The organism is Nocardioides sp. NPDC006303, assembly GCF_040613175.1.
GTDB lineage: Bacteria > Actinomycetota > Actinomycetes > Propionibacteriales > Nocardioidaceae > Nocardioides.
Window position 1 is genome coordinate 32,583 of the sequence record NZ_JBEXRR010000007.1, and the last position, 22,379, is coordinate 54,961.

22 protein-coding genes are annotated in these 22,379 nt (G+C 71.3%); 16 read left to right on the forward strand and 6 right to left on the reverse strand.

What is annotated here, in order from left to right:
* The first annotated feature begins 56 nt into the window (after positions 1 to 56).
* Positions 57 to 974 carry a LysR substrate-binding domain-containing protein gene (locus tag ABZY89_RS07815; protein WP_350659837.1) on the forward strand — a complete coding sequence of 306 codons (918 nt, stop codon included), beginning with the start codon at positions 57 to 59 and terminating at the stop codon, positions 972 to 974.
* Positions 975 to 980: 6 nt separating this feature from the next.
* Here the strand turns inward: ABZY89_RS07815 and ABZY89_RS07820 are convergent, their stop codons facing one another.
* Positions 981 to 1,850, reverse strand: coding sequence for an acyl-CoA thioesterase domain-containing protein (locus tag ABZY89_RS07820; protein WP_355226076.1), 870 nt, complete (start codon positions 1,848 to 1,850; stop codon positions 981 to 983).
* Between the two features lie 201 nt (positions 1,851 to 2,051).
* Here ABZY89_RS07820 and ABZY89_RS07825 point away from each other — a divergent pair, with 201 nt between their 5' ends.
* From ABZY89_RS07825 to ABZY89_RS07875, 11 genes are all read left to right on the forward strand, one after another.
* Positions 2,052 to 2,996 (forward strand): CoA-transferase, encoded by a 945-nt coding sequence (locus tag ABZY89_RS07825; RefSeq protein ID WP_355226078.1) that lies wholly within the window; start codon positions 2,052 to 2,054, stop codon positions 2,994 to 2,996.
* Positions 2,993 to 3,778: a CoA-transferase gene (locus ABZY89_RS07830; RefSeq protein ID WP_355226079.1), complete on the forward strand. Its 786-nt coding sequence runs from the start codon at positions 2,993 to 2,995 to the stop codon at positions 3,776 to 3,778. The genes ABZY89_RS07825 and ABZY89_RS07830 overlap by 4 nt, the downstream gene beginning before the upstream one ends.
* Entirely contained in the window at positions 3,775 to 5,154 is a 1,380-nt protein-coding gene (locus tag ABZY89_RS07835) for an MFS transporter (RefSeq protein ID WP_355226081.1), read from the forward strand. Before ABZY89_RS07830 ends, ABZY89_RS07835 begins: the two co-directional genes overlap by 4 nt.
* On the forward strand, positions 5,141 to 6,400 hold the full coding sequence (locus ABZY89_RS07840; protein ID WP_355226082.1) for a CoA transferase: 1,260 nt from the start codon (positions 5,141 to 5,143) through the stop codon (positions 6,398 to 6,400). The genes ABZY89_RS07835 and ABZY89_RS07840 overlap by 14 nt, the downstream gene beginning before the upstream one ends.
* Complete coding sequence (locus tag ABZY89_RS07845; RefSeq protein WP_355226084.1) at positions 6,397 to 7,239, forward strand: CoA ester lyase; 843 nt, start codon at positions 6,397 to 6,399, stop codon at positions 7,237 to 7,239. Before ABZY89_RS07840 ends, ABZY89_RS07845 begins: the two co-directional genes overlap by 4 nt.
* Positions 7,236 to 8,396, forward strand: a complete 1,161-nt coding sequence (locus ABZY89_RS07850) for an acyl-CoA dehydrogenase family protein (RefSeq protein WP_355226086.1) — start codon at positions 7,236 to 7,238, stop codon at positions 8,394 to 8,396. Before ABZY89_RS07845 ends, ABZY89_RS07850 begins: the two co-directional genes overlap by 4 nt.
* A 1-nt stretch (position 8,397) precedes the next feature.
* Positions 8,398 to 9,135: a 3-oxoacyl-ACP reductase FabG gene (fabG, locus tag ABZY89_RS07855; protein ID WP_355226087.1), complete on the forward strand. Its 738-nt coding sequence runs from the start codon at positions 8,398 to 8,400 to the stop codon at positions 9,133 to 9,135.
* Complete coding sequence (locus ABZY89_RS07860) at positions 9,132 to 10,034, forward strand: MaoC family dehydratase N-terminal domain-containing protein (protein WP_355226089.1); 903 nt, start codon at positions 9,132 to 9,134, stop codon at positions 10,032 to 10,034. Before fabG ends, ABZY89_RS07860 begins: the two co-directional genes overlap by 4 nt.
* Positions 10,027 to 11,250: an acetyl-CoA C-acetyltransferase gene (locus ABZY89_RS07865; RefSeq protein ID WP_355226091.1), complete on the forward strand. Its 1,224-nt coding sequence runs from the start codon at positions 10,027 to 10,029 to the stop codon at positions 11,248 to 11,250. Before ABZY89_RS07860 ends, ABZY89_RS07865 begins: the two co-directional genes overlap by 8 nt.
* Positions 11,250 to 11,702, forward strand: coding sequence for a MaoC family dehydratase (locus tag ABZY89_RS07870; protein WP_355226093.1), 453 nt, complete (start codon positions 11,250 to 11,252; stop codon positions 11,700 to 11,702). Before ABZY89_RS07865 ends, ABZY89_RS07870 begins: the two co-directional genes overlap by 1 nt.
* Before the next feature lie 197 nt (positions 11,703 to 11,899).
* Positions 11,900 to 13,225, forward strand: a complete 1,326-nt coding sequence (locus ABZY89_RS07875) for an MFS transporter (protein WP_355226094.1) — start codon at positions 11,900 to 11,902, stop codon at positions 13,223 to 13,225.
* Between the two features lie 21 nt (positions 13,226 to 13,246).
* On the opposite strand, the gene ABZY89_RS07880 is transcribed toward ABZY89_RS07875, so the two are convergent.
* The gene (locus ABZY89_RS07880) at positions 13,247 to 13,633 is read right to left on the reverse strand and encodes a hypothetical protein (RefSeq protein ID WP_355226096.1); all 387 of its coding nucleotides are present in this window, start codon (positions 13,631 to 13,633) and stop codon (positions 13,247 to 13,249) included.
* Positions 13,634 to 13,997: 364 nt separating this feature from the next.
* Between ABZY89_RS07880 and ABZY89_RS07885 the strand changes: the two genes are divergently transcribed.
* The 4 genes from ABZY89_RS07885 (at position 13,998) to ABZY89_RS07900 (ending at position 18,662) form a co-directional block, all read left to right on the forward strand.
* Positions 13,998 to 15,713, forward strand: coding sequence for a hypothetical protein (locus tag ABZY89_RS07885; RefSeq protein WP_355226098.1), 1,716 nt, complete (start codon positions 13,998 to 14,000; stop codon positions 15,711 to 15,713).
* Between the two features lie 115 nt (positions 15,714 to 15,828).
* The gene (locus ABZY89_RS07890) at positions 15,829 to 16,767 is read left to right on the forward strand and encodes an alpha/beta hydrolase (RefSeq protein ID WP_355226099.1); all 939 of its coding nucleotides are present in this window, start codon (positions 15,829 to 15,831) and stop codon (positions 16,765 to 16,767) included.
* 21 nt (positions 16,768 to 16,788) lie between these two features.
* A complete protein-coding gene (locus tag ABZY89_RS07895; protein ID WP_355226102.1) occupies positions 16,789 to 17,601 on the forward strand; it encodes an IclR family transcriptional regulator in 813 nt (270 codons plus the stop codon).
* A gap of 53 nt (positions 17,602 to 17,654) precedes the next feature.
* The gene (locus ABZY89_RS07900) at positions 17,655 to 18,662 is read left to right on the forward strand and encodes a 2-hydroxyacid dehydrogenase (RefSeq protein WP_355226104.1); all 1,008 of its coding nucleotides are present in this window, start codon (positions 17,655 to 17,657) and stop codon (positions 18,660 to 18,662) included.
* On the opposite strand, the gene ABZY89_RS07905 is transcribed toward ABZY89_RS07900, so the two are convergent.
* Genes ABZY89_RS07905 through ABZY89_RS07920 form a run of 4 tightly spaced genes read right to left on the reverse strand, consistent with a single transcriptional unit; the run spans position 18,659 to position 22,375 of the window.
* The gene (locus ABZY89_RS07905) at positions 18,659 to 19,384 is read right to left on the reverse strand and encodes a sulfite exporter TauE/SafE family protein (RefSeq protein ID WP_355226106.1); all 726 of its coding nucleotides are present in this window, start codon (positions 19,382 to 19,384) and stop codon (positions 18,659 to 18,661) included. The genes ABZY89_RS07900 and ABZY89_RS07905 overlap by 4 nt on opposite strands.
* Complete coding sequence (locus tag ABZY89_RS07910; RefSeq protein ID WP_355226107.1) at positions 19,384 to 20,397, reverse strand: dipeptide ABC transporter ATP-binding protein; 1,014 nt, start codon at positions 20,395 to 20,397, stop codon at positions 19,384 to 19,386. Before ABZY89_RS07910 ends, ABZY89_RS07905 begins: the two co-directional genes overlap by 1 nt.
* On the reverse strand, positions 20,394 to 21,353 hold the full coding sequence (locus ABZY89_RS07915) for an ABC transporter ATP-binding protein (protein ID WP_355226323.1): 960 nt from the start codon (positions 21,351 to 21,353) through the stop codon (positions 20,394 to 20,396). The genes ABZY89_RS07910 and ABZY89_RS07915 overlap by 4 nt, the downstream gene beginning before the upstream one ends.
* A 44-nt stretch (positions 21,354 to 21,397) precedes the next feature.
* Entirely contained in the window at positions 21,398 to 22,375 is a 978-nt protein-coding gene (locus tag ABZY89_RS07920) for an ABC transporter permease (RefSeq protein WP_355226109.1), read from the reverse strand.
* Between the last annotated feature and the right edge of the window lie 4 nt (positions 22,376 to 22,379).

The window sequence follows — 22,379 nt, forward strand, 5'->3', positions numbered from 1 at the left end:
CTCGTCCAATACCTAATCCTTGGATGATTGTTCCCACTGATGCAAGAGTTGTCCCTATGGACCTGCACCATCTCGAAGCGTTCCTGGCCGTCGCCGAGGAGCTCCACTTCGGCCGCGCGGCCGAGCGGCTGCACATCGCCCAGCCGCCGCTGAGCCGCACCATCAAGCAGCTCGAGCGCGACCTCGGCGCGCAGCTGTTCGACCGCACCACCCGGAGCGTCCGGCTGACGTCGGCCGGCGAGGCACTGGTCCGGCCCGCCCAGGAGGTGCTCGAGGGCCTGCGCACCGCGCGGCGAGCGGTCCGCTCGGCAGGCCGGGGCGAGACCGGCCGGGTCCGGATCGGGTTCGCCGGCCCCTCCTCCCACGTGCTGGTCGGCCAGCTGGGCCGGATCGTCCGCGAGCAGCATCCGGGGATCGAGCTGATGCTGCAGAGCACGACGTACAACTACGAGGCGCTGCGCTCGCTGCAGGACGGCGAGCTCGACCTGGCCATCGCTCGCTGGCGGATCGAGCCGCAGGGTCTGGCACACCGCGTGATCGCGGTCGAGCACTACGTGCTCGCCGTGCCCGCCGGCCACCGGCTCGCCGGCCGTGGGGAGGTCAGCATGGCGGAGTGCCGGGACGAGCCCTTCGTGGCGCTGCCCGCCGATCCGGGCTCGAGCGTGCGCGACGCCTTCATCGAGACGGCGTCCCAGGCCGGGTTCGTGCCCAACATCGTGCAGACCGCTCCGGACAGCTGGACCGCGGTCGCGCTGGTCGCGGCCGGCGTCGGCATCACGTTCACGCTCGACACCGCGATCGCCAACGTCGTGCAGACCGGCATCGAGGTGGTCCGGATCAGCGAGTGCGACCGCCCCACGTTCCAGCAGCTCGCCTGGCGGCAGGAGGACCGGAGCCCGGCGCTGCACGCGGTGCTGCGTGCCTCGGAGGAGGCGCTGCCGACGCCGGAGCTGCCGTCGACCCCGCCCGCCTGAGACCGGTCAGCGGCCGGTCGCCACCTTCACCAGGCCGACCTGCGACGCGGTCGCGACGTGGCGACCAGTCTCGTCGAACAGCTCACCGACCCCATGGGCACGTCCGTGGGCGATCGACTCCACCCGGCAGTCGAACTGGTGCCAGCCGGTCAGGTCGGAGGCGGCATGGAACGTCAGTGCGTGGGTCAGGCTGAGGATCCGGGCGCCAGGCTTGTGCCGAGCCGACCCGAGCGCCAGGAACGACGCCTCGAGGATGCTCATGTCGCTCACGTAGGCGACCAGCGCCGCCCGCAGGATCGGGTCGTCCGGCAGCGGGCCGGTCGCCCGGAAGAAGGTGGTCTGCCGGTCGTTCGGCTCCGCGACGGTGAAGTACGGCGGGGCCACCGCGTGCCGGAAGTGGACCGGCCGCCGGAGCCGCCACCAGGGCGGGATCCGCTCGTCGGAGCCGAACCGGTCGGCCAGGTCCGGCAGCGTCTCGGGGTCGGGCGCGGGCGCCGGGCGGACTGAGCTGTAGGAAGGCAGGTCGGCACGTACGGTCGCCCACCGCGTCACTGCGCTGAAGAGCTCCTCCTCCGCGTCGTCGAGCAACCGGCTGCGCCGGGTCGCCAGCGACGGCGCGTCGGAGACGACCGTGACCTCCCAGTGCAGCGGACGGTCCGTCGGCACGCCGCCGACGAAGTCGGCCTGCAGGCTGATGATCCGCTGGTCGGCCCCGATCCCACGACCGGCGGCGACCAGCGCCTGAGCCAGGAGGAGGCCACCGAAGAGCCTGCCTGCGGGATGCTTCTGCGGCTCCCCGACCCAGTGGCTGACCCGGGCGGTCGACTCGTCGACGCAGCGCAGGTCCAGGAGGTCGAGCAGCTCGTCGAGAGTCACGGCAGCACGGGTGTCAGCGATAGGAGAGGCGGGGTCCACCCGGCTCATTGTGCCGTCGTTTGTCATCACTTTCGATATCTGTCTCGAACTATTCATACGTATCCGTCAACAGTGAGCGGCGGAAGAAGTATTGGAGTTCGGCATGCGGCTGGCGGCAGGCTGGGGCCACTGACCAATCCCCGTCCGCCCCGAGGAGCACCCATGGCCGCGCCCGACAAGGTCACCGATCTCAGCTCGGCGGTGGCCGCCCACGTACGGGACGGCATGACGGTCGCACTGGAGGGCTTCGGCCACCTGATCCCGTTCGCCGCGGGGCACGAGATCATCCGCCAGGGCCGTCGGAACCTGACGTTCTGCCGAATGACCCCCGATCTGCTGGCCGACCAGATGATCGCCGCGGGCTGCGTCTCCAAGCTCGTGGCCTCGTTCTTCGCCAGCGGCTCGGCGGGCTCCCTGCACGAGGTCCGTCGGCGGGTCGAGAACGCCGACCCGCAACCGCTCGAGGTGGAGGAGTACAGCCACTACGGCATGGTCTGCCGCTACCAGGCCGGCGCCGCAGGGCTGCCGTTCTTCCCGCTCCGCTCCTACGCCGGCAGCGACCTCCCGAAGCTCAACCCGCTGATCCGCAAGGTCTCCGACCCCTACGGCGGACCCGACATCTACGTCGTGCCGCCGCTGCGCCCGGACGTGACGATCGTCCACGCCCAGCGCGCCGACCGCTCCGGCAACGTCCAGATGTGGGGCATCGTCGGGGCCCAGCAGGAGGCGGCGTACGCGGCCGAGACCGTGATCGCGACCGTCGAGGAGATCGTCGAGGAGGACGTGGTCCGCTCCGACCCGAACCGCACCGTGCTGCCGTCCCACGCGGTCACCGCCGTGGTGGAGGTCCCCGGCGGCGCGCATCCGTCCTACACGCAGGGCCACTACGACCGCGACAACGCCTTCTACCGCGAGTGGACACCGATCAGCCGCGACCGCGAGGCGGTGCTCGGCTGGCTCGAGGAGTGGGTGCACCGGGTGCCCGACCGCGCTGCGTACCTCGAGAAGCTCGGCGCGGAGCGCTGGGACGGGCTCGGTGTCGCTCCTCGGCCATCGCAGCCCGTCGACTTCGGCCGCCGCCGAGTGTCCGCCCAGGAGGCCTCATGAGCACGCCGCTCTCGGACGTGGCTCCGTCCAGCACCGAGTTCCTCGCCGCGGTCGCGGCCCGGCAGCTCGTCGGCAAGCACCGGGTCTTCGCGGGCGTCGGGCTGCCGACGCTCGCCGTCGACCTGGCCCGCCGCACGGTGAACCCCGACGTCGAGCTGGTCTACGAGTCCGGCGTCTGCGGCGCACAGCCGGAGGGCCTGGCGGAGGGCATCGCCGACTCGGTGCTGGTCTCCGGCGCCGCCGCGGTGCTGAGCATGCCCGCGCTCTTCGGCTACGTGCTGCAACGCGGCCATGTCGACGTCGGCTTCCTCGGCGCCGCCCAGATCGACCGCTGGGGCAGCCTCAACACCAGCTTCATCGGCGACTGGGACAAGCCCGCCGTCCGTCTTCCCGGTGCCGGCGGCGCCGCGGAGATCATGCCGAACGCGGGCGAGTGCATCGTCGTGCTGCGCCGCCACGACCCCGGCGCCCTTCCGGCGCAGCTCGACTTCTGCACCTCGCCCAGCCCGGTGCGCGCGTACGAGGAGGACCCCCGGATGGTGCCTCGCGGCCACGGGGTCTCGACCGTGATCACCCCGATGGCGGTGCTGCGCCGCCCCGACAAGCTCGGCGAGCTCGAGATCAGTGAGGTCCACCCGGGCCTCACCGTCGACGACGTCCGCGCCGCCACCGGGTGGGACATCGCCGTCGCCGATGACGTACGCGAGACCGCCCGGCCGACCGTCGAGGAGGTCCGGCTGCTCCGCGACGAGATCGACACGGTGCGGCTCTACCTCCGATGAGCGCGTCCACCGTCACGTTAGAACCGCGCCGGTCGGCGTACGTCGCCCTGCTGGCGTGCTCCACGCTCGGCACCCTGTCGAGCACCATCATCAGCGCACCGATCAACGTGATCGCCCACGCGATCGGGGCCTCGCCGCGAGGGATCGTCTTCGCGGTCAGCGCCTTCACCCTGGCGATGGTCGTCTTCGCCCCGGTCTCGGGCTGGATGTGTCAGCGGTTCGGCTCCCGGCGGGTGCTCGCCGGCTCGCTGCTGCTGATGGTGGCCGCGCAGGCGGGCGCGGCGTTCAGCCAGGGACTCGGGTTCCTGGTCGTGATGCGTGCCCTGCAGGGGATCGCGTGCTCGGCGGTGCCGCCCGCGATCCAGCAGGTGCTCGGCCGGCACTGGGCCGGCAACCGGGCGCGGGTGATGGCCGCCTGGGCGGCCGCGATCGGCGTCGGCCAGGCGCTCGGGCCGCCCCTCGGCGGACTGGTCGCCGACACCCTCGGCTGGCGCTGGGTGTTCATCACCCACGCGACCCTCAGCGCCGTGCTGCTGGTGCTGTGCCTGACCGTGGTGCCCGACGTGCCCGCCTCGTACGCTCCGCTCCACGTCAGCGGGATGGCGACGCTCCTGGTCGGGATCGGCGCGCTCGTCGGCGCCGTCAGCTGGCTCGGGCAGCACGGCGAGATCGCGGTGGCCGCGGGGATGGCGGCCGTGGGTGTGCTCGCCCTGGCCGTGCACAGCCAACTCGGGCGCACCAGTGCCGGACCGTTCGTCCCACCCGGCCTCCTCACCGAGCGGAGGTTCGTCGCGAGCACGATGGCCGCGGGCACGGTGATGGGCTGCCTCGGTGTCGCGATCGTCGCCACTCCCCTGCACCTGGGCCGCGACCTCGGCCTGGGCCCGGGACACATCGGCATCACCATGCTCGCGCTGGCCCTGGCGATGACGCTCGCGGCACCGCTCTCCTCCCGGGTCACCGAACGGTTCACCGCCCGGCGCACGCTGCGCGGCGGACTGGTGCTGCTCGCGCTCGGCCTGCTGGCCCTCCCTCTGGCCGCGACCACCTCCGGGCCCGGCACGATCGTGACGCTCACCGTGGCCGCGCTCGTGCTGACAGGCGCGGCGATCGGCGTCGTCCAGGCGACCTCCGCGCTCGGTCTGATGACCTCGCCGGCCGCCGCCGACGGTGTCGCGCTCGGCCTCCACAACATGCTCCGCTTCACCGGCCTCGCCGTCGGCTACTCCTGGGTCGCGATCGCCTACCCGACCGGGAACCTCTCCCTGGTCTACGGCGTGCCGGTCGCCGCGGTCGCCCTGACCTGGGCGATGGCCGGCCCCTCGGCCCCGTCCTCCGAGCCCTCCGCAGAAAGGGTGTTCCATGACCACCGCTGACCCCACGCCTGACCCCGCTCCCGGACCGCTCGCCGGCCTGCGGGTGGTCGAGGTGTCCAGCTTCGTCGCCACCCCGCTGTGCGGCACCACCCTGGCGCAGCTCGGTGCGGAGGTGATCCGCGTCGAGCCGCTCGAAGGTGCGCCCGACCGGACTCGCTGGCCGCTGAGCGACGACGGCGCCAGCCTCTACTGGAACGGGCTCAACCCCGGCAAGAAGGCCATCGCCGTCGACTGCACCCACCCGGAGGGGCGGCAGCTGGTCGCGGACCTGGTCGTCTCGGGCGGCCCGTCCGGCGGCATCGTGGTCACCAACACCGAGCGCTGGTCGGAGCTCGGGTACGCCGCGCTGCGCGTCCGCCGCGACGACGTCATCCACGTGCTCCTCACCGGCCGTCACGACGGCGGGACCGCCGTCGACTACACCGTGCAGGCCGGCACCGGCTTCCCGCTCGTGACCGGCCCGGAGGAGCATGCGGCGCCGGTGAACGGCGTGGTGCCGGCGTGGGACCTCGCGGCCGGGCTCCACCTCGCGACCGGTCTGCTCGCCGCCGAGCGCCGGCGCGCGGTCACCGGCGAGGGCGCCGAGGTGCGGGTCGCGCTGGAGGACGTCGCCCTCGCGGCCGCCGGCAACCTCGGCTATCTCGCCGAGGCGCAGCTGCGGCCCACAGGCGAACGGGGCTCGATCGGCAACCACGTCTACGGCACCTTCGGCCGCGACTTCACCACCGCGGACGGCGACCGCTTCATGCTGGTGGCCCTCACCCCACGGCAGTGGTCGGACCTGCTGGGCATGACCGGACTCGCCGAGGCGGTGGCCGCGCTGGCCCGCGCGCTCGATGCCGACTTCTCCGACGAGGGCGCGCGGTTCCGGCACCGCACCGTGCTCGGCGGCCTCATCGCCGCCTGGTTCGAGCAGCACGACACGGCGTACGTCACGAGGGCGCTGTCGAAGACCCGGATCCTGTGGTCGCCCTACCGCAGCTTCCGCGACCTCGCCGCCGACGACGCCCGGCTGCTGCGCGAGCACCCGCTGTTCTCGACCGTCACCCAGCCCGGCGTCGGCGAGCTGCTCGCCCCGGGCGCGCCGATCACCGTCGACGGCCACCGGAGCGCGCCCCGGCCAGCCCCCGCGGTCGGGCAGGACACCGGGGATGTGCTCGCCGGCGCCCTCGGCCTGGCCACGGAGCAGCTGGACGACCTGCTCACCCGCGGCGTCATCGGCACCCGGGAGGTGGTGGCGCGATGAGCACCGCCGAGATCGCCGGGACGGCACGCACCTGGCTGTTCGTCCCCGGGGACCGGCCGGAGCGGTTCGCCAAGGCTGCCGCCGCCGGCCCCGACGTCGTAGTCCTCGACCTCGAGGACGCCGTCGCCCCGGCGCACAAGGACGCGGCCCGCACCCACGTCACCGACTGGCTCCCCCGAGCAGGCGTCACCGTCGCCGTGCGGATCAACGCCGCCAGCACCGCGTGGCACGATGCCGACATCGCCGCGCTCGCGGCCCTCGACGGGCCGTCGCTGGTGGTGCTGCCGAAGGCCGACAGCCCGGAGACCGTGGCGGCCGTCCTGGCCGCGCTCCCCGACGGCTCCGCCGTCGTGGCGCTGGTCGAGACCGCGCTCGGCGTCGTGCGGGCCATCGACCTGGCCCGCTCCCCCGGAGTCGTACGCCTCGCCTTCGGCAGCTATGACCTGGCCGCCGAGCTCGGGGTCGATCCCGAGCACGCACCCGCGCTCGCGCCCGCGCGCGGCAACCTGGTGCTGGCCTCGGCGGTCGGCGGCCTGGCCGGCCCGATCGACGGTGTCACCGGCGACGTACGCGATCACGAGCGGCTGACCGCCGACGTCTCGGCCGCCGCGGCTCTCGGGTTCGCCGGCAAGCTCTGCATCCACCCCGGCCAGGTGGCTCCCGCCGCCACGGCCCTGGCACCCAGCCACGACGACGTCGCCTGGGCAGAGCGGGTCCTGGCCGCCGCGACCGAGGACGGCGTCGCCCTCGTCGACGGCCGGATGGCCGACGCCCCCGTCGTCGCCCGCGCCCGCCGCATCGTCTCCCTCAACCGACCCACCCCAGGAGCAGCCAGATGAGCAGCCTGACCCCCGACGAGCAGGACATGGTCCGGCTCGTCGCCGACTTCGTCGACGAGCGCGTACGCCCCCGGGTGCGCGAGTTCGAGGCGGACGACATCTACCCCGAGGAGCTCATCGAGGAGATGAAGAAGCTCGGCTTCTTCGGCCTCTTGGTGCCCGCCGAGCACGGCGGCGTCGACGTGAGCACGGCCTGTTTCGCGCGGGTCACCGAAGAGCTCGCCCGTGGCTGGATGAGCCTGGCTGGCGCGATCGGCGGACACTCGGTGATCAGCTATCTGGTCCGCCACTTCGGGACCCCGGAGCAGCAGGAGTCCTACCTGCCCCGGATGGCCGACGGCAGCCTGCGCGCCACGATGGCGCTGACCGAGCCGTCCGGCGGCAGCGACCTGCAGGGAATGCGTACGTTCGCCGACACCGACGGCGACGAGCTGGTCATCACCGGCTCGAAGACCTGGATCTCCAACGCCCAGCACGCCGGCCTGATCGGGCTGCTCTGCGTCACCGACCGCTCCGCCTCGCCCGCCCATCAGGGCATGAGCGTGGTGCTGGTCGAACCCGGCGACGGGCTCACCGTCTCGGGCAAGATCCCCAAGCTCGGCTACCGCGGCGTCGAGGCCTGTGAGCTCACCTTCGACAAGATGCGGGTGCCCGCGACCGCGGTACTCGGCGGCACACCCCACCTCGGCTGGGGCCACATGATGCGCGGCCTCGAGGTCGGCCGGATCCAGGTGGCGGCCCGCGCCGTCGGCGTCGGCCAGGCCGCGCTCGACGACGCGCTCTCCTACGCCCAGACCCGGGAGAGCTTCGGGAAGCCGATCTGGAAGCACCAGTCGGTCGGCAACCTGCTCGCCGAGATGGGCACCAAGATGCGCGCCGCCCGGCTGATGACCCTCGACGCGGCCGAGCGGCTCGACGCCGGCGACCGCGCCGACATGGAGGCCGGGATGGCCAAGCTCTTCGCCTCGGAGGCGGCCATGCAGGTCGCCCTCGACGCGGTGCGGGTGCACGGCGGCTACGGCTACTCCAAGGAGTACGACGTGGAGCGCTACTTCCGCGACGCCCCGCTGATGATCGTCGGCGAGGGCACCAACGAGATCCAGCGCAACGTGATCGCCGCTCAGCTGGTGGCGCGCGACCAGAAGGGAAAGAACTGACATGGCACTTCTCGAGAACCGGACCGCGGTCATCAGCGGGGGCGCGCAGGGCATCGGCCTCGCCGTCGCCGAGCGCTTCGTCGCGGAGGGAGCACGCGTCGTGCTCGCCGATCTCGACGGCGCCGCCGCCGAGGCCGCGGCCAAGGAGCTCGGCCCGGACGTGGCCACCGGCATCGCCTGCGACGTGGTGAACGGGGAGGACGTGGAGCGCGCGCTGGAGACCGCGGTCGCGACGTACGGCTCGCTCGACATCGTCGTCAACAACGCCGGCATCACCCGCGACGCGACGATGCGGAAGATGACCGAGGACCAGTTCGACCAGGTCATCGCGGTGCACCTCAAGGGCTGCTGGCACGGCACCCGGCTCGCCGCCGCCCGGATGCGCGAGCAGAAGTCCGGCGCGATCGTGAACATCTCCTCGATCTCCGGCAAGGTCGGCATGGTCGGGCAGACCAACTACTCGGCCGCGAAGGCCGGCATCGTCGGGCTGACCAAGGCCGCGGCCAAGGAGATGGCCCACCACGGGGTCCGGGTCAACGCGATCCAGCCGGGGCTGATCCGCTCCGCCATGACCGAGGCGATGCCGCAGCGGATCTGGGACGAGAAGATGGCCGAGATCCCGATGGGTCGCGCCGGTGAGCCGGCCGAGATCGCCAACGTCGCGCTCTTCTTCGCCTCCTCGCTCTCCTCCTACATGACCGGCACGGTCGCCGAGGTCACCGGCGGAAGGTTCATGTGACCTGGCGGCCGCGGCGGGTGACCTCGGTCGAGACCCTCGATGCAGGGCCTGTCGCCGCTCTCGGCGCTCTCCTCGACAGCGGCTCTCCGGTGCCCGCCGCCGGGGACGTACTCCCGCCGTTGTGGCACCGGGTGGCGCTTCCGCGCTGGCCGATGTCGTCGGTGATAGGCGGCGACGGGCACCCGCGCCGCGGCGACTTCCTGCCGCCGATCGACCTGCCCCGGCGGATGTTCGCCGGCGGCGAGGTGACCTTCCACGGCGACCTGCGGGTCGGCACCGAGGTCGTCCGCGAGTCCGAGGTCGTCTCGGTCGAGGAGAAGTCGGGTCGCAGCGGGCGGCTGGCGATCGTCACGGTGGTCACCCGGCTCCTCGACGCCGACCGGGACGACCTGCTCGTGGAGGAGCGGCAAGACCTGATCTACCGCGATGCCGCGCCGGCACCGACGTCGTTCCCGGACCCCGAGCCCGCCTCCGCGATCTCACCGGCCGGCCCGCCGCTGGTGGCCGAGGACGACGGCTGGCGGTTCGTCACCGACGCGACCCTGCTCATGCGGTTCAGCGCGGCGACCGCCAACCCGCACCGGATCCACTACGACTGGCCGTACGCCACCCGGGTCGAGGGCTATCCCGGTCTGGTCGTGCACGGCCCGCTCTCGACCCTGGTGCTCGCCGAGGTCCTTCGGCTGACCCACCCCGACCGCGTCGTACGCCACCTGCGGCATCGCAACACCGCTCCCCTGTTCTGCGGCGACCCTGCCCAGGTCCGGGTCGACCGCCCCCACCCCGACACAGCGCCCGACTCTGTCGAGGTCGCGCTGCGGCGCCCCGACGGCACCGCGCTGGCCGGCCTGACCGCAGAGCTGGCCACCCTCACCCCGAAAGGCACCAACCATGAGTGACACCGCCCGCGACGTGGTCATCTGCGAACCCGTCCGCACCCCGATCGGCCGCTACGGCGGCGTCTTCAAGGACCTGAGCCCGGTCGATCTCGGCGTCACCGCGCTGCAGGGGCTGCTCGCCCGCACCGGCATCGACCCGGAGCGGATCGACGACGTCATCCTCGGCCACTGCTACTCCAACGCCGAGGCACCGGCGATCGGCCGTGTGGTCGGACTCGACGCCGGGCTCCCGGTCACCGTCGGCGGTCAGCAGGTCGACCGTCGCTGCGGCTCCGGGCTGCAGGCCGTCGCCAACGCGGTGATGCAGGTAGCCTCCGGTGCCAGCGAGATCGTGGTGGCCGGCGGCGCGGAGTCGATGAGCAACGTCGCCTTCTACTCCCTCGACATGCGCTGGGGCGGCGCACGCAGCGGCGTACAGATCCACGACGGCCTCACCCGCGGTCGGCAGACCCCGGGCGGCCGGTTCCACCCGGTGCCCGGCGGCATGCTCGAGACCGCCGAGAACCTGCGCCGGGAGTACGCCATCGGCCGCGAGGAGCAGGACCGGCTCGCCGTCAGCTCCCACCAGCACGCCGTCGCCGCTCAGCAGAGCGGTGTCTTCGCCGAGGAGATCGTGCCGGTCACCGTCCCGTCCCGGAAGGGCGATGTCATCGTCGACACCGACGAGCACCCCCGCGCCGACACCACTCTCGAGTCGCTCGCGAAACTGCGGCCGATCCTCGGCTCCTCCGACCCCGAGGCGACCGTGACCGCCGGCAACGCCAGCGGCCAGAACGATGCGGCCGCCATGTGCCTGGTCACGACCGCCGACCTCGCCGAGAGCCTCGGTCTGCGGCCCCTGGTCCGGCTCGTGTCCTGGGCCGCCGCCGGCGTACGTCCTGACGTGATGGGCATCGGCCCCGTCCCCGCCACGGAGGCGGCCCTCGCCAAGGCCGGTCTGACCCTCGCCGACATCGACGTCATCGAGCTCAACGAGGCCTTCGCCGCCCAGGCGCTGGCGGTGATGCGGGAGTGGAAGTTCACCGACGACGATCTCGAGCGCACCAATGTCCACGGCTCCGGCATCTCCCTCGGCCACCCCGTCGGCGCCACCGGCGTACGAATGCTCGGCACGCTCGCCCGCGAGCTGCACCGCCGCGAGGCCCGCTACGGCCTCGAGACCATGTGCATCGGTGGCGGCCAGGGCCTCGCCGCCGTCTTCGAGCGGGTGGTCTGATGCGTACGTTCACCTCGATCGCGGCGATCGAGGCCGCTGTCGGCGAGGAGCTCGGCACCACGGACTGGGTGCAGATGACCCAGGAACGCGTGGACCGTTTCGCGGAGCTCAGCGGCGACCAGCAGTGGATCCACGTCGACGTCGAGCGTGCCACCGCCTCGTCCTTCGGCGGCACCATCGCGCACGGCTACCTCACGCTGTCGATGCTGCCGGCCTTCGCAGCCGAGCTCTACACCATCGATACCGGCTCCGCTCGGCTCAACTACGGCCTCGAGAAGGTGCGGTTCCCCGCCCCCGTCAAGGTCGGCACGAAGATCCGGGCCACGCCGCGGATCAAGGAGGTCCGGGCGGTCCCGGCCGGAACTCAGGTGCTGGTCGGCTGGACCGTCGAGGCGGAGGGCACCGAGCGACCGGTCTGCGTCGCGGAGAGCATCACGCTGGTCCTCCCCTGACGCCTCACGAGAGCCGCCGATCCTCCCGTCGGGAGATCGGCGGCCTTGGCATGCCCGGAGCATCATTGGGCTCACGAGTGATATCAATGCTATCTAGATTTGGTGTTGGACGTGCAATGGCGCGGGTTTCTAGTGTGAACGCGGTCACACAGCATTCCGGTGCGTGACGACACACAACCCCCGGAGGAGCAGTCCCCATGACCCAGTCAACGCGCGTCCCCGACGAACGGATGGCCCGCAAGGCGGGCATCGCCGCCTTCGTCGGCACCACCATCGAGTGGTACGACTTCTACATCTACGGCACCGCGTCCGCTCTGGTCTTCGGGCCACTGTTCTTCAGCAACGCCGAGCCCGCGGTCGCGACCCTGCTCTCCTTCGCGACCTTCGCCGTGGGGTTCCTGACCCGGCCGCTCGGCGGCGTGGTCTTCGGCCACCTCGGTGACCGGATCGGCCGCAAGCGCTCCTTGATCCTGACGCTGCTGCTCATGGGTGTCACCACGGTCGGCGTCGGCCTGCTGCCGACGCACGCGGCCATCGGTGCCGCCGCGCCGGTGCTGCTGATCGTGCTCCGGCTGCTGCAGGGCCTCGCCGTGGGTGGTGAGTGGGGCGGCGCGGTGCTGATCGCGACCGAGCACACCCGCCCCGACCGCGGCTTCCTGTTCGGCGCCTTCGCCCAGCAGGGCTCCCCCGCCGGCCGGATCCTGGCCACTCTCAGCTTCCTCGCCGTGACCGGCCTGCTCCCCGACGACGCCCTTCTCGAATGGGCCTGGCGACTGCCGTTCCTGGCGTCGGCCGCGCTGGTCGTGGTCGGGCTCGTGATCAGGCTCAGCCTCGAGGAGTCCCCGGCGATGAAGGACCTCCAGGAGCGCAACGAGGTCGTCCGGGTCCCGGTGGTCGAGCTGTTCCGCAGCAACTCCCGCGAGCTGACCCTCGGCGTCTTCGGCATCCTGTGCGTCTTCGTGGTCGTCTACGCCCGCGACACCTTCGCGCTCTCCTGGGCCACCACGTACCTCGGCTTCGAGAAGGACTCCTTCCTCACCATCATCCTGATCGCCAGCGTCGTGCAGTTCTTCGTGCAGCCGTTCGGCGCGGTGCTCGCCACCCGCTGGAACCCGCGCACCCTGGTCACCGTCCTGCTCGCCCTCGAGATTCCCGCGCTCGCGCTGATGTTCGTGCTGATGGGGACCGGGAACTGGACGCTCGCGATGATCGGCGCGGTGATGGCGACCATCCCCGACGTGATGTTCTACGCGGTCATGGCGGGCATGCTCGCCCAGGCCTTCCCGGCCCGCGTCCGCTACACCGGCATCTCGGTCACGTACGGCCTCTCCGGTGCGCTGTGCGGCACCACGCCGATGATCCTGCAGTGGCTGCTCGACACCTCCGGCAGCATCGTCGTACCTGTCGCCTTCGGTGTCGTGACCACCGTGATCTCCCTGGTCTGCTCCCGAGCGCTGCTCGGCCGGAGCGCCGCCGCGCTCGAGGACGCTGACGGACCCGAGACGGTGACCGCGGCACGCTGAGCCGCGGTCACCACCGGATCATCACCTGGCGGCGCCCAGCGAGCTACGTGCGAGCTGGGCGACGCGCTGGTTGCTGATCCCGGTCTCCGCCGCGATCCGCCCGAAGGACCAGCCGCGGCGCCGCAACAGCCGTACGGCCCGTGCACTCTCGTCGTTCAGATCCTCGAGATGCCGGTCGACCTGGCAGCGCTGGTTCTCGAGGTCACGGAGCGTCGCGGCCGGGTCGTCCGGCAGATCGGCGATGGCCCGGCGGGTCGGGGACCCATCCGGCGCCAGCGCATCGGGCGGGTTGAACGCCCACAGCGTGTAGTCGTCGGCCCAACGGATGAACCGGGCCATGCGGCTCTCCGGGTTGAATCTGTTCGGGACGTCGACGTTCCCCACGGGACGTGTCACCTCAGCTGTCATCTCCGGCTCCTTCACATGGTCGGGCACAGGTGGGGGAAGGTCCTCGGTATCCATGATCCGAGCCCGGGATGACCGAGCCGTTGAGGTTCGGTAACGGGCAGGTAAGGGCTACGGGAGCGGGCCAGATCGCTCGATGAGCTCGAGAACCCACTTACCCGATCTTCGGCATGCGCAGAGATACCGCATGTGATACCGATCGAATAACGAGGAAAGCGCGTCGAATCCCCCAGCCGATGCCCCTCCCCCGCTGAAGACACCATCCGTCCAGGCCGCAGCCGCACGCGCCGACGGAGCCCGCCTCTGGGGAGCGAGCCCGCCCTCTCCTGTAGACAGCGACCGCGAGGTCTCTGAAAGGGGACACGCCATGCGCTCGACACCGAGCTCACTCACACCACGCGCCAGCAAGCCGAGGTTCTTCAAGAGGTTGGCGGCGCTGTGCGCCACCGCCCTCGTCGCCACGGCACTCGTCGCCTCCGGCGCCTCGGCGTCCCATCCCGAAGCCAGCCTCGCGGGCAGCAACTTCGAGATCGACGTCGACGCCAACCTCAAGGTCGACGACCCGGCCCCCTCGCTCGACTGGGCGAACGTCACCGAGATCCGGGCCACCGACAAGGTCAACGGCACCGGCGACAACTCCTACGCCGGCGGCGTCAAGGAGGACACCTCCTGTCCCGGCGAGGTGACCGACTCGATCCCGCCGAACAAGAGCGACCTGCTGAGCTTCCACGTCTACCGTGAAGCCGGCACCGGAAGCCACCCCGGCTTCCTGAACCTCGCCTGGAGCCGGGTGAGCGACCCGAGCGGCACCACGCTGATGGACTTCGAGTTCAACCAGTCCAGCACCAAGTGTGCCTCCGGACCCAACGTCGTCCGCACCGCCGGCGACCTGCTCATCGAGTACGCCATCGACCAGGGCGGCTCCCGTGCAGACATCTCCGCACGCCGATGGACCGGCACCGCCTGGGGCCCGACCACCGACCTGGACGTCCCCTCCGCCACCTGCGGCGGCGCTCCGTGCGCGGCCGGCACCATCAACTCCTCGACCATCCCGGCCGCGGAGTCCGACGGCCTGATCAGCACGGGCTCGAAGCAGGCGCGCACCTTCGGTGAGGCCCAGCTGGACCTGCGGCTCCTGTTCCAGCCCAACAAGTGCGCATCGTTCGGCAGCGCGATGCTGAAGAGCCGTTCGTCCGACGCCTTCAACTCTCAGCTGAAGGACTTCGTTGCTCCTGTCGGCATCAACCTGCAGAACTGCGGCCAGGTGATCATCCGCAAGCAGACGCTCCCGGACGAGGACCCCAACGCCACCAACTTCGGCTACACCAAGGCGTTCGGCACCGATCCCGCCTCCGCGAACACGTTCACGCTCCAGGATGACGGCGTGAAGGACTACGGCAAGACCGTGCTCTTCGGCACCGGCTACACAGTCGTGGAGGACGTGATCCCATCCGACTGGTCCTTCGTCAGCGTGAACTGCGCCGCCAGCACCGGGGTGACACCCAGCATCAACGGTGCGACGGTGACGTTCGCGATCAACGACGCCGACGACGTACTCGACTGCACCTACACCAACGAGCTCCAGCTCGGGGCGCTGAAGATCCTGAAGAACAGCACCAAGGGCGGGGCAGTCACCAACCCCGGAGCGGTCTTCTCCTACGACGGCACCAGCGTGACCGACAACGGCGCCGGCGACCAGGATGCCGATGTCGGTGAGGTCTGCGTCTCCGGACTCTCGCTCGGCGACTACGACGTGACGGAGACGTCGCCGCCTCCCGGCTACGCCGACGCCCCCGGCGACGCACAGAGCGTCACCGTGGTCAGCGGCACGAACTGCACCGACAACCAGCCGACTGGTGCGGCGGTCGCGACGTTCACCAACGCGCCACTCGCCGACATCCAGGTCAACTTCCGTGACGGCGGCTCTGGCGAGACCAGCCTGACGTCGATGACCTGCGAGAACACCGGCGTCGCTCCGGACACCGGCACCGCCACCGGTTGGGACGACACGATCACCCATGAGGGCATCGCGATCGACCCGTCACCACGGACGGTCACCTGCACCATCGTGATCGACCCCTGATCCCCCACATCCACCCCAACCGCGGGGCCGCCCGGTTCACCGGGCGGCCCCTTCGGGGGCACCCCGCTGGCGCGGCTGCAACACGGTTGAAACCCATGGCGACTAGCGTGCAGTCATGACGCGGGTGATCGAGCAGCAGTCGCGGGTGATCCACGGCTACAAGCGCGCGTTCCGCATCGGCGGTGACGGCTCCGCGATCATGTTCATCCACGGGATCGGCGACAGCTCGCGGACCTGGGACGACGTCCTGCCGATGTTCGCCGAGAACCATCTGGTCATCGCTCCCGACCTGCTCGGTCACGGAGACTCCGACAAGCCGCGCGCCGACTACTCGATCGGCGGGTTCGCCAACGGCATGCGCGACCTCCTGTCCGTGCTGGACGTGGAGCGAGTCACCCTCGTCGGCCATTCGCTCGGCGGCGGCGTCGCGATGCAGCTCGCCTACCAGTACCCGCAGCTGGTCGAGCGGATCGTGCTGGTCTCCAACGGCGGCTCCGGGCGCGGTGTCTCGACCTGGCTGCGACTCGCGACCCTGCCGTTGGCGCCGGAGCTGCTCATGCTGTTGCAGCTGCCGGTCTCGCGGACCTGGCTGTCCGCCGGCCTCGGTCTGCTGCGCCGCATCGATCACGACCTCGGCGTCGACGCTCTGGATCTGGCCAGGATCGTCGACACCCCGCCCGACAGTCACTCCCGCCAGGCGTTCGCCCGAACCCTGCGCTCCGTCGTCGACTGGCACGGCCAGGTCGTCACGATGCTCGATCGCTGCTATCTGGCCTCGAACATCCCGATGCTGATGATCTGGGGCGACCGCGACGGCGTCATCCCCTACCGCCACGCCGCGCAGGCACAGGCGGCGATGCCGCAGGCCACGCTCGAGGTGTTCGAGGGCGCCGGCCACTTCCCGTTCCGCTCCGACCCCGGGCGCTTCGTGATGGCCGTCGAACAGTTCATCCGGAGCACCGAGCCCGCGACCTGGGACCAGCACGGATGGCAGACGCGGCTGCGCAACGGCCCCGAACCGGAAGACGATCTTCATACGTGGACGGGCATCTGACCCGCGCATTACCCTGCGGACATGAACGACACTGCCGCGCCCGATGCAACGACCGGAGGGGTGCGCGAGGTGAAGTCCGCCGCCCGCACGGTCGAGATCCTCGAGTTCCTCGCCGCGCGCCAGAACCGCCCGGTGCGGCTGCGCGAGCTGAGCGAGGCGCTCGGGGTCCCCCGCAGCAGCCTGCACGCCCTGCTCCGTACGCTCGCCAAGCACGGCTGGGTACGCAGCGACGCGACCGGCACGCTCTACGGCATCGGCATCCGGGCCCTGCTGGCCGGCACCAGCTACCTCGACACCGACCCCTACCTGCCCCAGGTGACCCCGTTCCTCGTCGAGCTCCGCGAGCAGCTCGACGAGACCTTCCACTTCGGCCGTCTCGACGGCACCGACGTGGTCTACCTCGCCACCCGCGAGTCGTTGCAGTATCTCCGCCCCTACAGCCGCGTCGGCCGCAGGCTGCCCGCCTACTCCACCTCGCTGGGCAAGGCGGTCCTGGCCGCGCAGCCCGAGGACGAGGTCGCCGACCACCTGCCGGCCGAGCTCGCGCCGCTCACTCCGCACACATTCACCGACCGGGGCGCACTGGCCGCCGAGCTCGACGCGACCCGCCGGCGCGGCTACGCGATCGACAACGAGGAGAACACCCTCGGGCTGCGTTGCATCGCCGTCGCCCTGGACTACGACGAGCCGGTCTCCGACGCGATCAGCGCGTCCATCCCGATCGCCCGGCTCACCCCGGAGCGAGAGGCCGAGGTCATCGCCGCCCTGCGCCAGGCGGCGGACCGGATCGTCCGTGTGGTCGGCCCGATCCGCAGCTCTCTGACCTGGACTTGACCTCATATATCAAACCTTGTCCACGGATGTAGACGCGTGACACAATCGCGGACGTGCCTTCGACCTCTCCCACGACGCCGCTGAACGTGCTGGTGACCGAGCCGATCATGGCCCGGTTCACCGACGTGCTGACCCGGAAGGGCGCCTCACCGCACCAGTGGACGTTCGCCTGGGGAGACGACCCTCGGCTCGCCGAGGCCGCCGCGACCGCCGACGTGCTGGTCTGCTCCTCGACGACGCCGGAACTGCTCGCCACGATGCCCCGGCTCCGGCTGGTGCACGTGACCGGTGCCGGCGTGGACCGGATCCCGCTCACGGCGCTGCCCAGCGACGTACGCCTGGCCAACACCTACCACCACGGCCGCTCCATCGCCGAGCACGTGATGATGGTGTCGATGATGCTGCTGCGCGGCGTCCTGCGGTCCGAGGCAGACATGCGCCGCGGCGTGTGGAGCAACGCGATCGTCTCCGGCGACTACCCCTTCGGCGGCGTACTGGCCGGCCGCACCCTGGGCATCGTCGGCTTCGGCGAGATCGGCTCCAGCGTCGCCCGGCTCGGATCCGCGATGGGGATGAAGGTCCGAGCCGTACGCCGCAACCCCGACGCCCCGCTGCCCGAGGGCGTCGAGCTGGACTGGGTCGGCCCCGACTCGGCCCTGCCCGACCTGCTGGCCGCCGCCGACGTGGCGGTCGTGACCGTGCCGCTGAGCGATGCGACCCGCGGGCTCATCGATGCCGCCGCCCTCGCCGCGATGCGGCCGAGCGCCGTCCTGGTCAACGTCGCCCGCGGCGCTGTCGTCGACGAGCAGGCGCTCCACGACGCGCTCACCGCCGGCACGATCGCCGGGGCCGGCATCGACGTGTGGTGGCGCAACCCCCGCGACCCCGACGCTCCCCCGCCTTCGCACCTCGACTTCACCGAGCTGCCCAACGTCGTGCTGACCCCGCACCAGTCGGGACACGCCGCCGAGGTGTTCGCCGGGCGCGCGCAGGACATCACCGACAACGTCGACGCGCTCGCCGAGGGCCGGCCGCTGCGCAACCCGGTGACGAGGAGCTAGCCGAGGAGCTGGTCGACCACCAGCACGACGGCGCCGAAGATCGACACCGCGATCGCCGTACGCCGCAGCCGCACCGGCGACATCACCCGGTTGAGCAGCAGCGACAGCCCCCATCCGACGAACGGAGCCGGCACGAGCGCCGCGGTGACCAGCAGGGTGCGCTGGTCGACGGACCCGGTGGCAGCCAGCGCGAGGAACGACAGCACCGAGCCGACGAGGAAGAACGAGCTCATCGAGCTGCGCAGCACCGCACCGTGCTTCTGCTGCCAGACCAGCGCCATCGGCGGTCCACCGATCGAGGTGGCGGTGCCGAGCAGCCCCGAGGCCGCGCCCGCGGTGACGAGGTTGCGGCGTACCGGCCGCGGCTGCCAGCCCAGCGAGTTGAGGGCGACGCCGACCAGCACGACGCCGGCCAGCAGCAGCGCGAGGCCCCGCTCGGGCAGCGCCGCGACGAGCAGCGCGCCCGCGATCGTCCCGGGCACCCGGCCGAACAGTGCCCACCCGGTGCCGCCGAGGTCGATGTGCTGCCGTTCGGTGACGACGACCATGACCGTGACCACGAAGGCCAGCATCACCAGCGTCCCGGGCAGCAGTCCCGGATCGACCAGGGCGACGACCGGGGCGGCGAGCATGCCCATGCCGAAGCCGATCGAGGCCTGGAGCGCCGAGGCCAGGACGACCGCGACCGCGACGAGCGCGAAGGACCCGAGCGAGAGCCCCATCAGCCCGCCTGGGCTGCGGCCAGCTCCTGCTCGTCCGCCCCGAGTGGATGGAAGCACTCCGCGGTGTGACCACCGTCGACCGGGTCGATGGCGAGCGGCGGGAGCGCGGTGGCGCACTCGTCGGTCGCCTTCCAGCAGCGGGTCCGGAACCGGCAGCCGGACGGCGGGTTGAGCGGCGAGGGGATCTCGCCGGACAGGATGATCTGCTCGCGCCGGCGCTCGTGGTCGAGCGAGGGCGCAGCCGACAGGAGCGCCCCGGTGTAGGGATGCTGGGGCCGCTCGAACGTCGACTCGGTCTCACCCTGCTCGACGATCCGGCCCAGATACATCACCACGACCCGGTCGGCGACGTGCCGCACCACCGACAGGTCGTGCGAGATGAACAGGTACGCCACCCCGAGCTCCTGCTGCAGGTCGTTGAGCAGGTTCAGCACCTGTGCCTGCACCGACAGGTCGAGCGCGGAGACCGGCTCGTCGCAGACGATCACGTCGGGGTTGAGCGCGAGCGCGCGGGCGATCCCCAGACGCTGCCGCTGGCCGCCGGAGAACTCCTGCGGATACTTCCCGGCGTCGCCGGGCCGCAGCCCGACGAGGTCCAGCAGCTCCCGCACTCGGGCCGCCCGCTCACGCGAGGTCTTGTGCAGACCGGTGTGGGTACGCCACGGCTCGCTCACGATGTCGCCCGCCGACATCCTGGCGTTGAGCGAGGCGAACGGGTCCTGGAACACCATCTGCACCCGGCGCCGGAACGCCAGCAGGTCCGCGCCCCTGGTCGTCGTCGGGTCGACCCCGTCGAAGCGTACGGAGCCACCGTCGGGGGTCTCCAGCATGAGCAGCGTGCGGGCCAGCGTGGACTTGCCGCAGCCGGACTCCCCCACCAGGCCGAGCGTCTCGCCCCGGTGCAGGTCGAGGGTGACGCCGTCGAGAGCTCGCAGCTCCTTGCGCTTGCCGGCGTGGCGTACCGGGAAGATCTTGGTGAGGTCTCTGACCTCGAGAAGCGGTGCTTCACTCATCGGTTCACCTCGTCGGGGAAGTGGCAGGCGGACAGGTGGCCGGGGGCGACCTCGCGGGCCGCGGGCCGCTCCTCGCGGCAGCGGTCGCGCGCGATCGGGCAGCGGTCCTGGTAGACGCAGCCGGCCGGGATCGCGGCGAGCTCGGGCGGCGAACCGCCGATCGACTTGAGCTCCGCACCGCGCTCGGCGTGCACGGGCACCGACTCCAGCAGGCCGGCGGTGTAGGGGTGCTTCGGGGCGCCGAAGACCTCCTCGACCAGGCCCTGCTCGACCACGTTGCCGGCATACATCACCACGACCCGGTCGGCCTGCTCGAAGACCAGGGCTAGGTCGTGGGTGATGAGCACGACCGCCATGTCGCGCTCCTCGCGCAGGTCCTTGAGGAGGCTCATGATCTGGGCCTGGACCGTGACGTCGAGCGCGGTGGTCGGCTCGTCGGCGAGCAGCACTGCCGGCGACAGCGCCACGCCGATCGCGATCAGCAGCCGCTGGCGCATGCCGCCGGAGAACTGGTGCGGATAGGAGTCGACCCGGGTCTCCGGCTCGGGGATGCCGACCCGGCGCATCAGCTCGATGGCCTCCTTGCGGGCGGCCTTCTTGGACAGGCCACGGTGGATCCGGAACGGCTCCGCCAGCTGCGTACCCACGGTGTAGACGGGGTTGAGCGCGGTGAGGGCGTCCTGGAAGACGATCGCCAGCTCCTTGCCGGCGATGTCGCGCCGCCGCCTCGCAGAGGCATTCCGCAGCTCGGTGGTGCCGCCCTCACCGGTGATGCGGACGGCACCCTCGGTCACATCGGCGACCGGCTCCAGCAGGCCGACGACCGCGGTGGCGGTCATCGACTTGCCGCAGCCCGACTCCCCGAGCAGCGCGAGGGTCTCGCCCCGGCGCGCCTGGAAGGTCACCTTGTCGACGGCGCGGACGACACCATGGGGCGTACGGATGTCGACGCTCATGCCGTCGACGTCGAGGGCGATGGCCTTCTCGGTCAGAGTGCTGGTCACTGGGCGTCCTCCGTAGCGGTCTGAGTGACGGTCGGGGTGACGGTCGGGGTGGCGCGGCGACGCTGCCGCCGCGGGACGGTGAGCCGCCACCGCTGAGCGGGATCGGTGGCCAGCCGCACCCAGGCGGCGAGCACTGCGGCGGACACCGTCGCGATCACGATGGCCAGGCCCGGGAAGAACGAAAGCCACCATGCGGTCTGCAGGTAGTTCTGCCCCTGGGCGACCATCAGACCCCAGCTGACGTCGGGTGCCTGGATGCCGATGCCGAGGAAGCTCAGCGACGACTCGGCGAGCATGACGTAGCAGAAGTCGAGCGTGGCGACCGTCAGCAGCGTCGGCAGCACGATCGGGAAGACATGACGGCGGATGATGCTGAAGCTCCCCGCCCCGAACGTACGAGCCGCGTCGACGAAGACCCGGCTCTGCAGCTCGGCCGACTCGGCCCGCGCGGTGCGCAGGTAGATCGGGATGCGGGTGATCGCCAGCACGATGACGATGTTGCGCGGGCTGGGCGAGTAGACGTAGAGCACGACGACCGCCATCAGCAGCGACGGGAAGCTCAGGATCACATCGGCGATCCGCATCACGAGGGTCTCGCGCCAGCCGCGGTGGTAGCCGGCCCACATGCCGATCACCGAGCCCACGACCAGCGAGATCAGCACCGCCGGGACGGCCACGCCGAGAGTCGTCCGGGTCGCGACGACGATCCGGGCCAGGATGCTGCGACCGAGCGAGTCCGTACCCAGCACGTAGAGCCAGCCATCGAGCTCGAGCGGTGCCTTGTTGCCTCGAGTCAGGTCCTGGGCGTTGGCCTCGCTGCCGAGCAGGACCGGCCCGAAGACCGCCACGAGCAGGATGAAGCAGAGGATCACGGCGGCCACGGTCGCGACCTTGTCGCGCAGCAGCATCCGCCAGTAGCTCACCTTGCCGGAGCGGCTCGGGGCTTCAACAGAGTCGGTGGTGGTGGAGCTCATCGGT

Coding starts and splice junctions, on each gene's coding strand:
- ABZY89_RS07835 (WP_355226081.1), top strand. CDS start 3,775: ATGAGCGCGTCCACCGTCACGTTAGAACCGCGCCGGTCGGCGTACGTC.
- ABZY89_RS07895 (WP_355226102.1), top strand. CDS start 16,789: ATGAACGACACTGCCGCGCCCGATGCAACGACCGGAGGGGTGCGCGAG.
- ABZY89_RS07840 (WP_355226082.1), top strand. CDS start 5,141: ATGACCACCGCTGACCCCACGCCTGACCCCGCTCCCGGACCGCTCGCC.
- ABZY89_RS07845 (WP_355226084.1), top strand. CDS start 6,397: ATGAGCACCGCCGAGATCGCCGGGACGGCACGCACCTGGCTGTTCGTC.
- ABZY89_RS07890 (WP_355226099.1), top strand. CDS start 15,829: ATGACGCGGGTGATCGAGCAGCAGTCGCGGGTGATCCACGGCTACAAG.
- ABZY89_RS07920 (WP_355226109.1), bottom strand. CDS start 22,375: ATGAGCTCCACCACCACCGACTCTGTTGAAGCCCCGAGCCGCTCCGGC.
- ABZY89_RS07830 (WP_355226079.1), top strand. CDS start 2,993: ATGAGCACGCCGCTCTCGGACGTGGCTCCGTCCAGCACCGAGTTCCTC.
- ABZY89_RS07880 (WP_355226096.1), bottom strand. CDS start 13,633: ATGACAGCTGAGGTGACACGTCCCGTGGGGAACGTCGACGTCCCGAAC.
- ABZY89_RS07910 (WP_355226107.1), bottom strand. CDS start 20,397: ATGAGTGAAGCACCGCTTCTCGAGGTCAGAGACCTCACCAAGATCTTC.
- ABZY89_RS07915 (WP_355226323.1), bottom strand. CDS start 21,353: ATGAGCGTCGACATCCGTACGCCCCATGGTGTCGTCCGCGCCGTCGAC.
- ABZY89_RS07815 (WP_350659837.1), top strand. CDS start 57: ATGGACCTGCACCATCTCGAAGCGTTCCTGGCCGTCGCCGAGGAGCTC.
- ABZY89_RS07825 (WP_355226078.1), top strand. CDS start 2,052: ATGGCCGCGCCCGACAAGGTCACCGATCTCAGCTCGGCGGTGGCCGCC.
- ABZY89_RS07870 (WP_355226093.1), top strand. CDS start 11,250: ATGCGTACGTTCACCTCGATCGCGGCGATCGAGGCCGCTGTCGGCGAG.
- ABZY89_RS07875 (WP_355226094.1), top strand. CDS start 11,900: ATGACCCAGTCAACGCGCGTCCCCGACGAACGGATGGCCCGCAAGGCG.
- fabG (WP_355226087.1), top strand. CDS start 8,398: ATGGCACTTCTCGAGAACCGGACCGCGGTCATCAGCGGGGGCGCGCAG.
- ABZY89_RS07885 (WP_355226098.1), top strand. CDS start 13,998: ATGCGCTCGACACCGAGCTCACTCACACCACGCGCCAGCAAGCCGAGG.
- ABZY89_RS07850 (WP_355226086.1), top strand. CDS start 7,236: ATGAGCAGCCTGACCCCCGACGAGCAGGACATGGTCCGGCTCGTCGCC.
- ABZY89_RS07865 (WP_355226091.1), top strand. CDS start 10,027: ATGAGTGACACCGCCCGCGACGTGGTCATCTGCGAACCCGTCCGCACC.
- ABZY89_RS07905 (WP_355226106.1), bottom strand. CDS start 19,384: ATGGGGCTCTCGCTCGGGTCCTTCGCGCTCGTCGCGGTCGCGGTCGTC.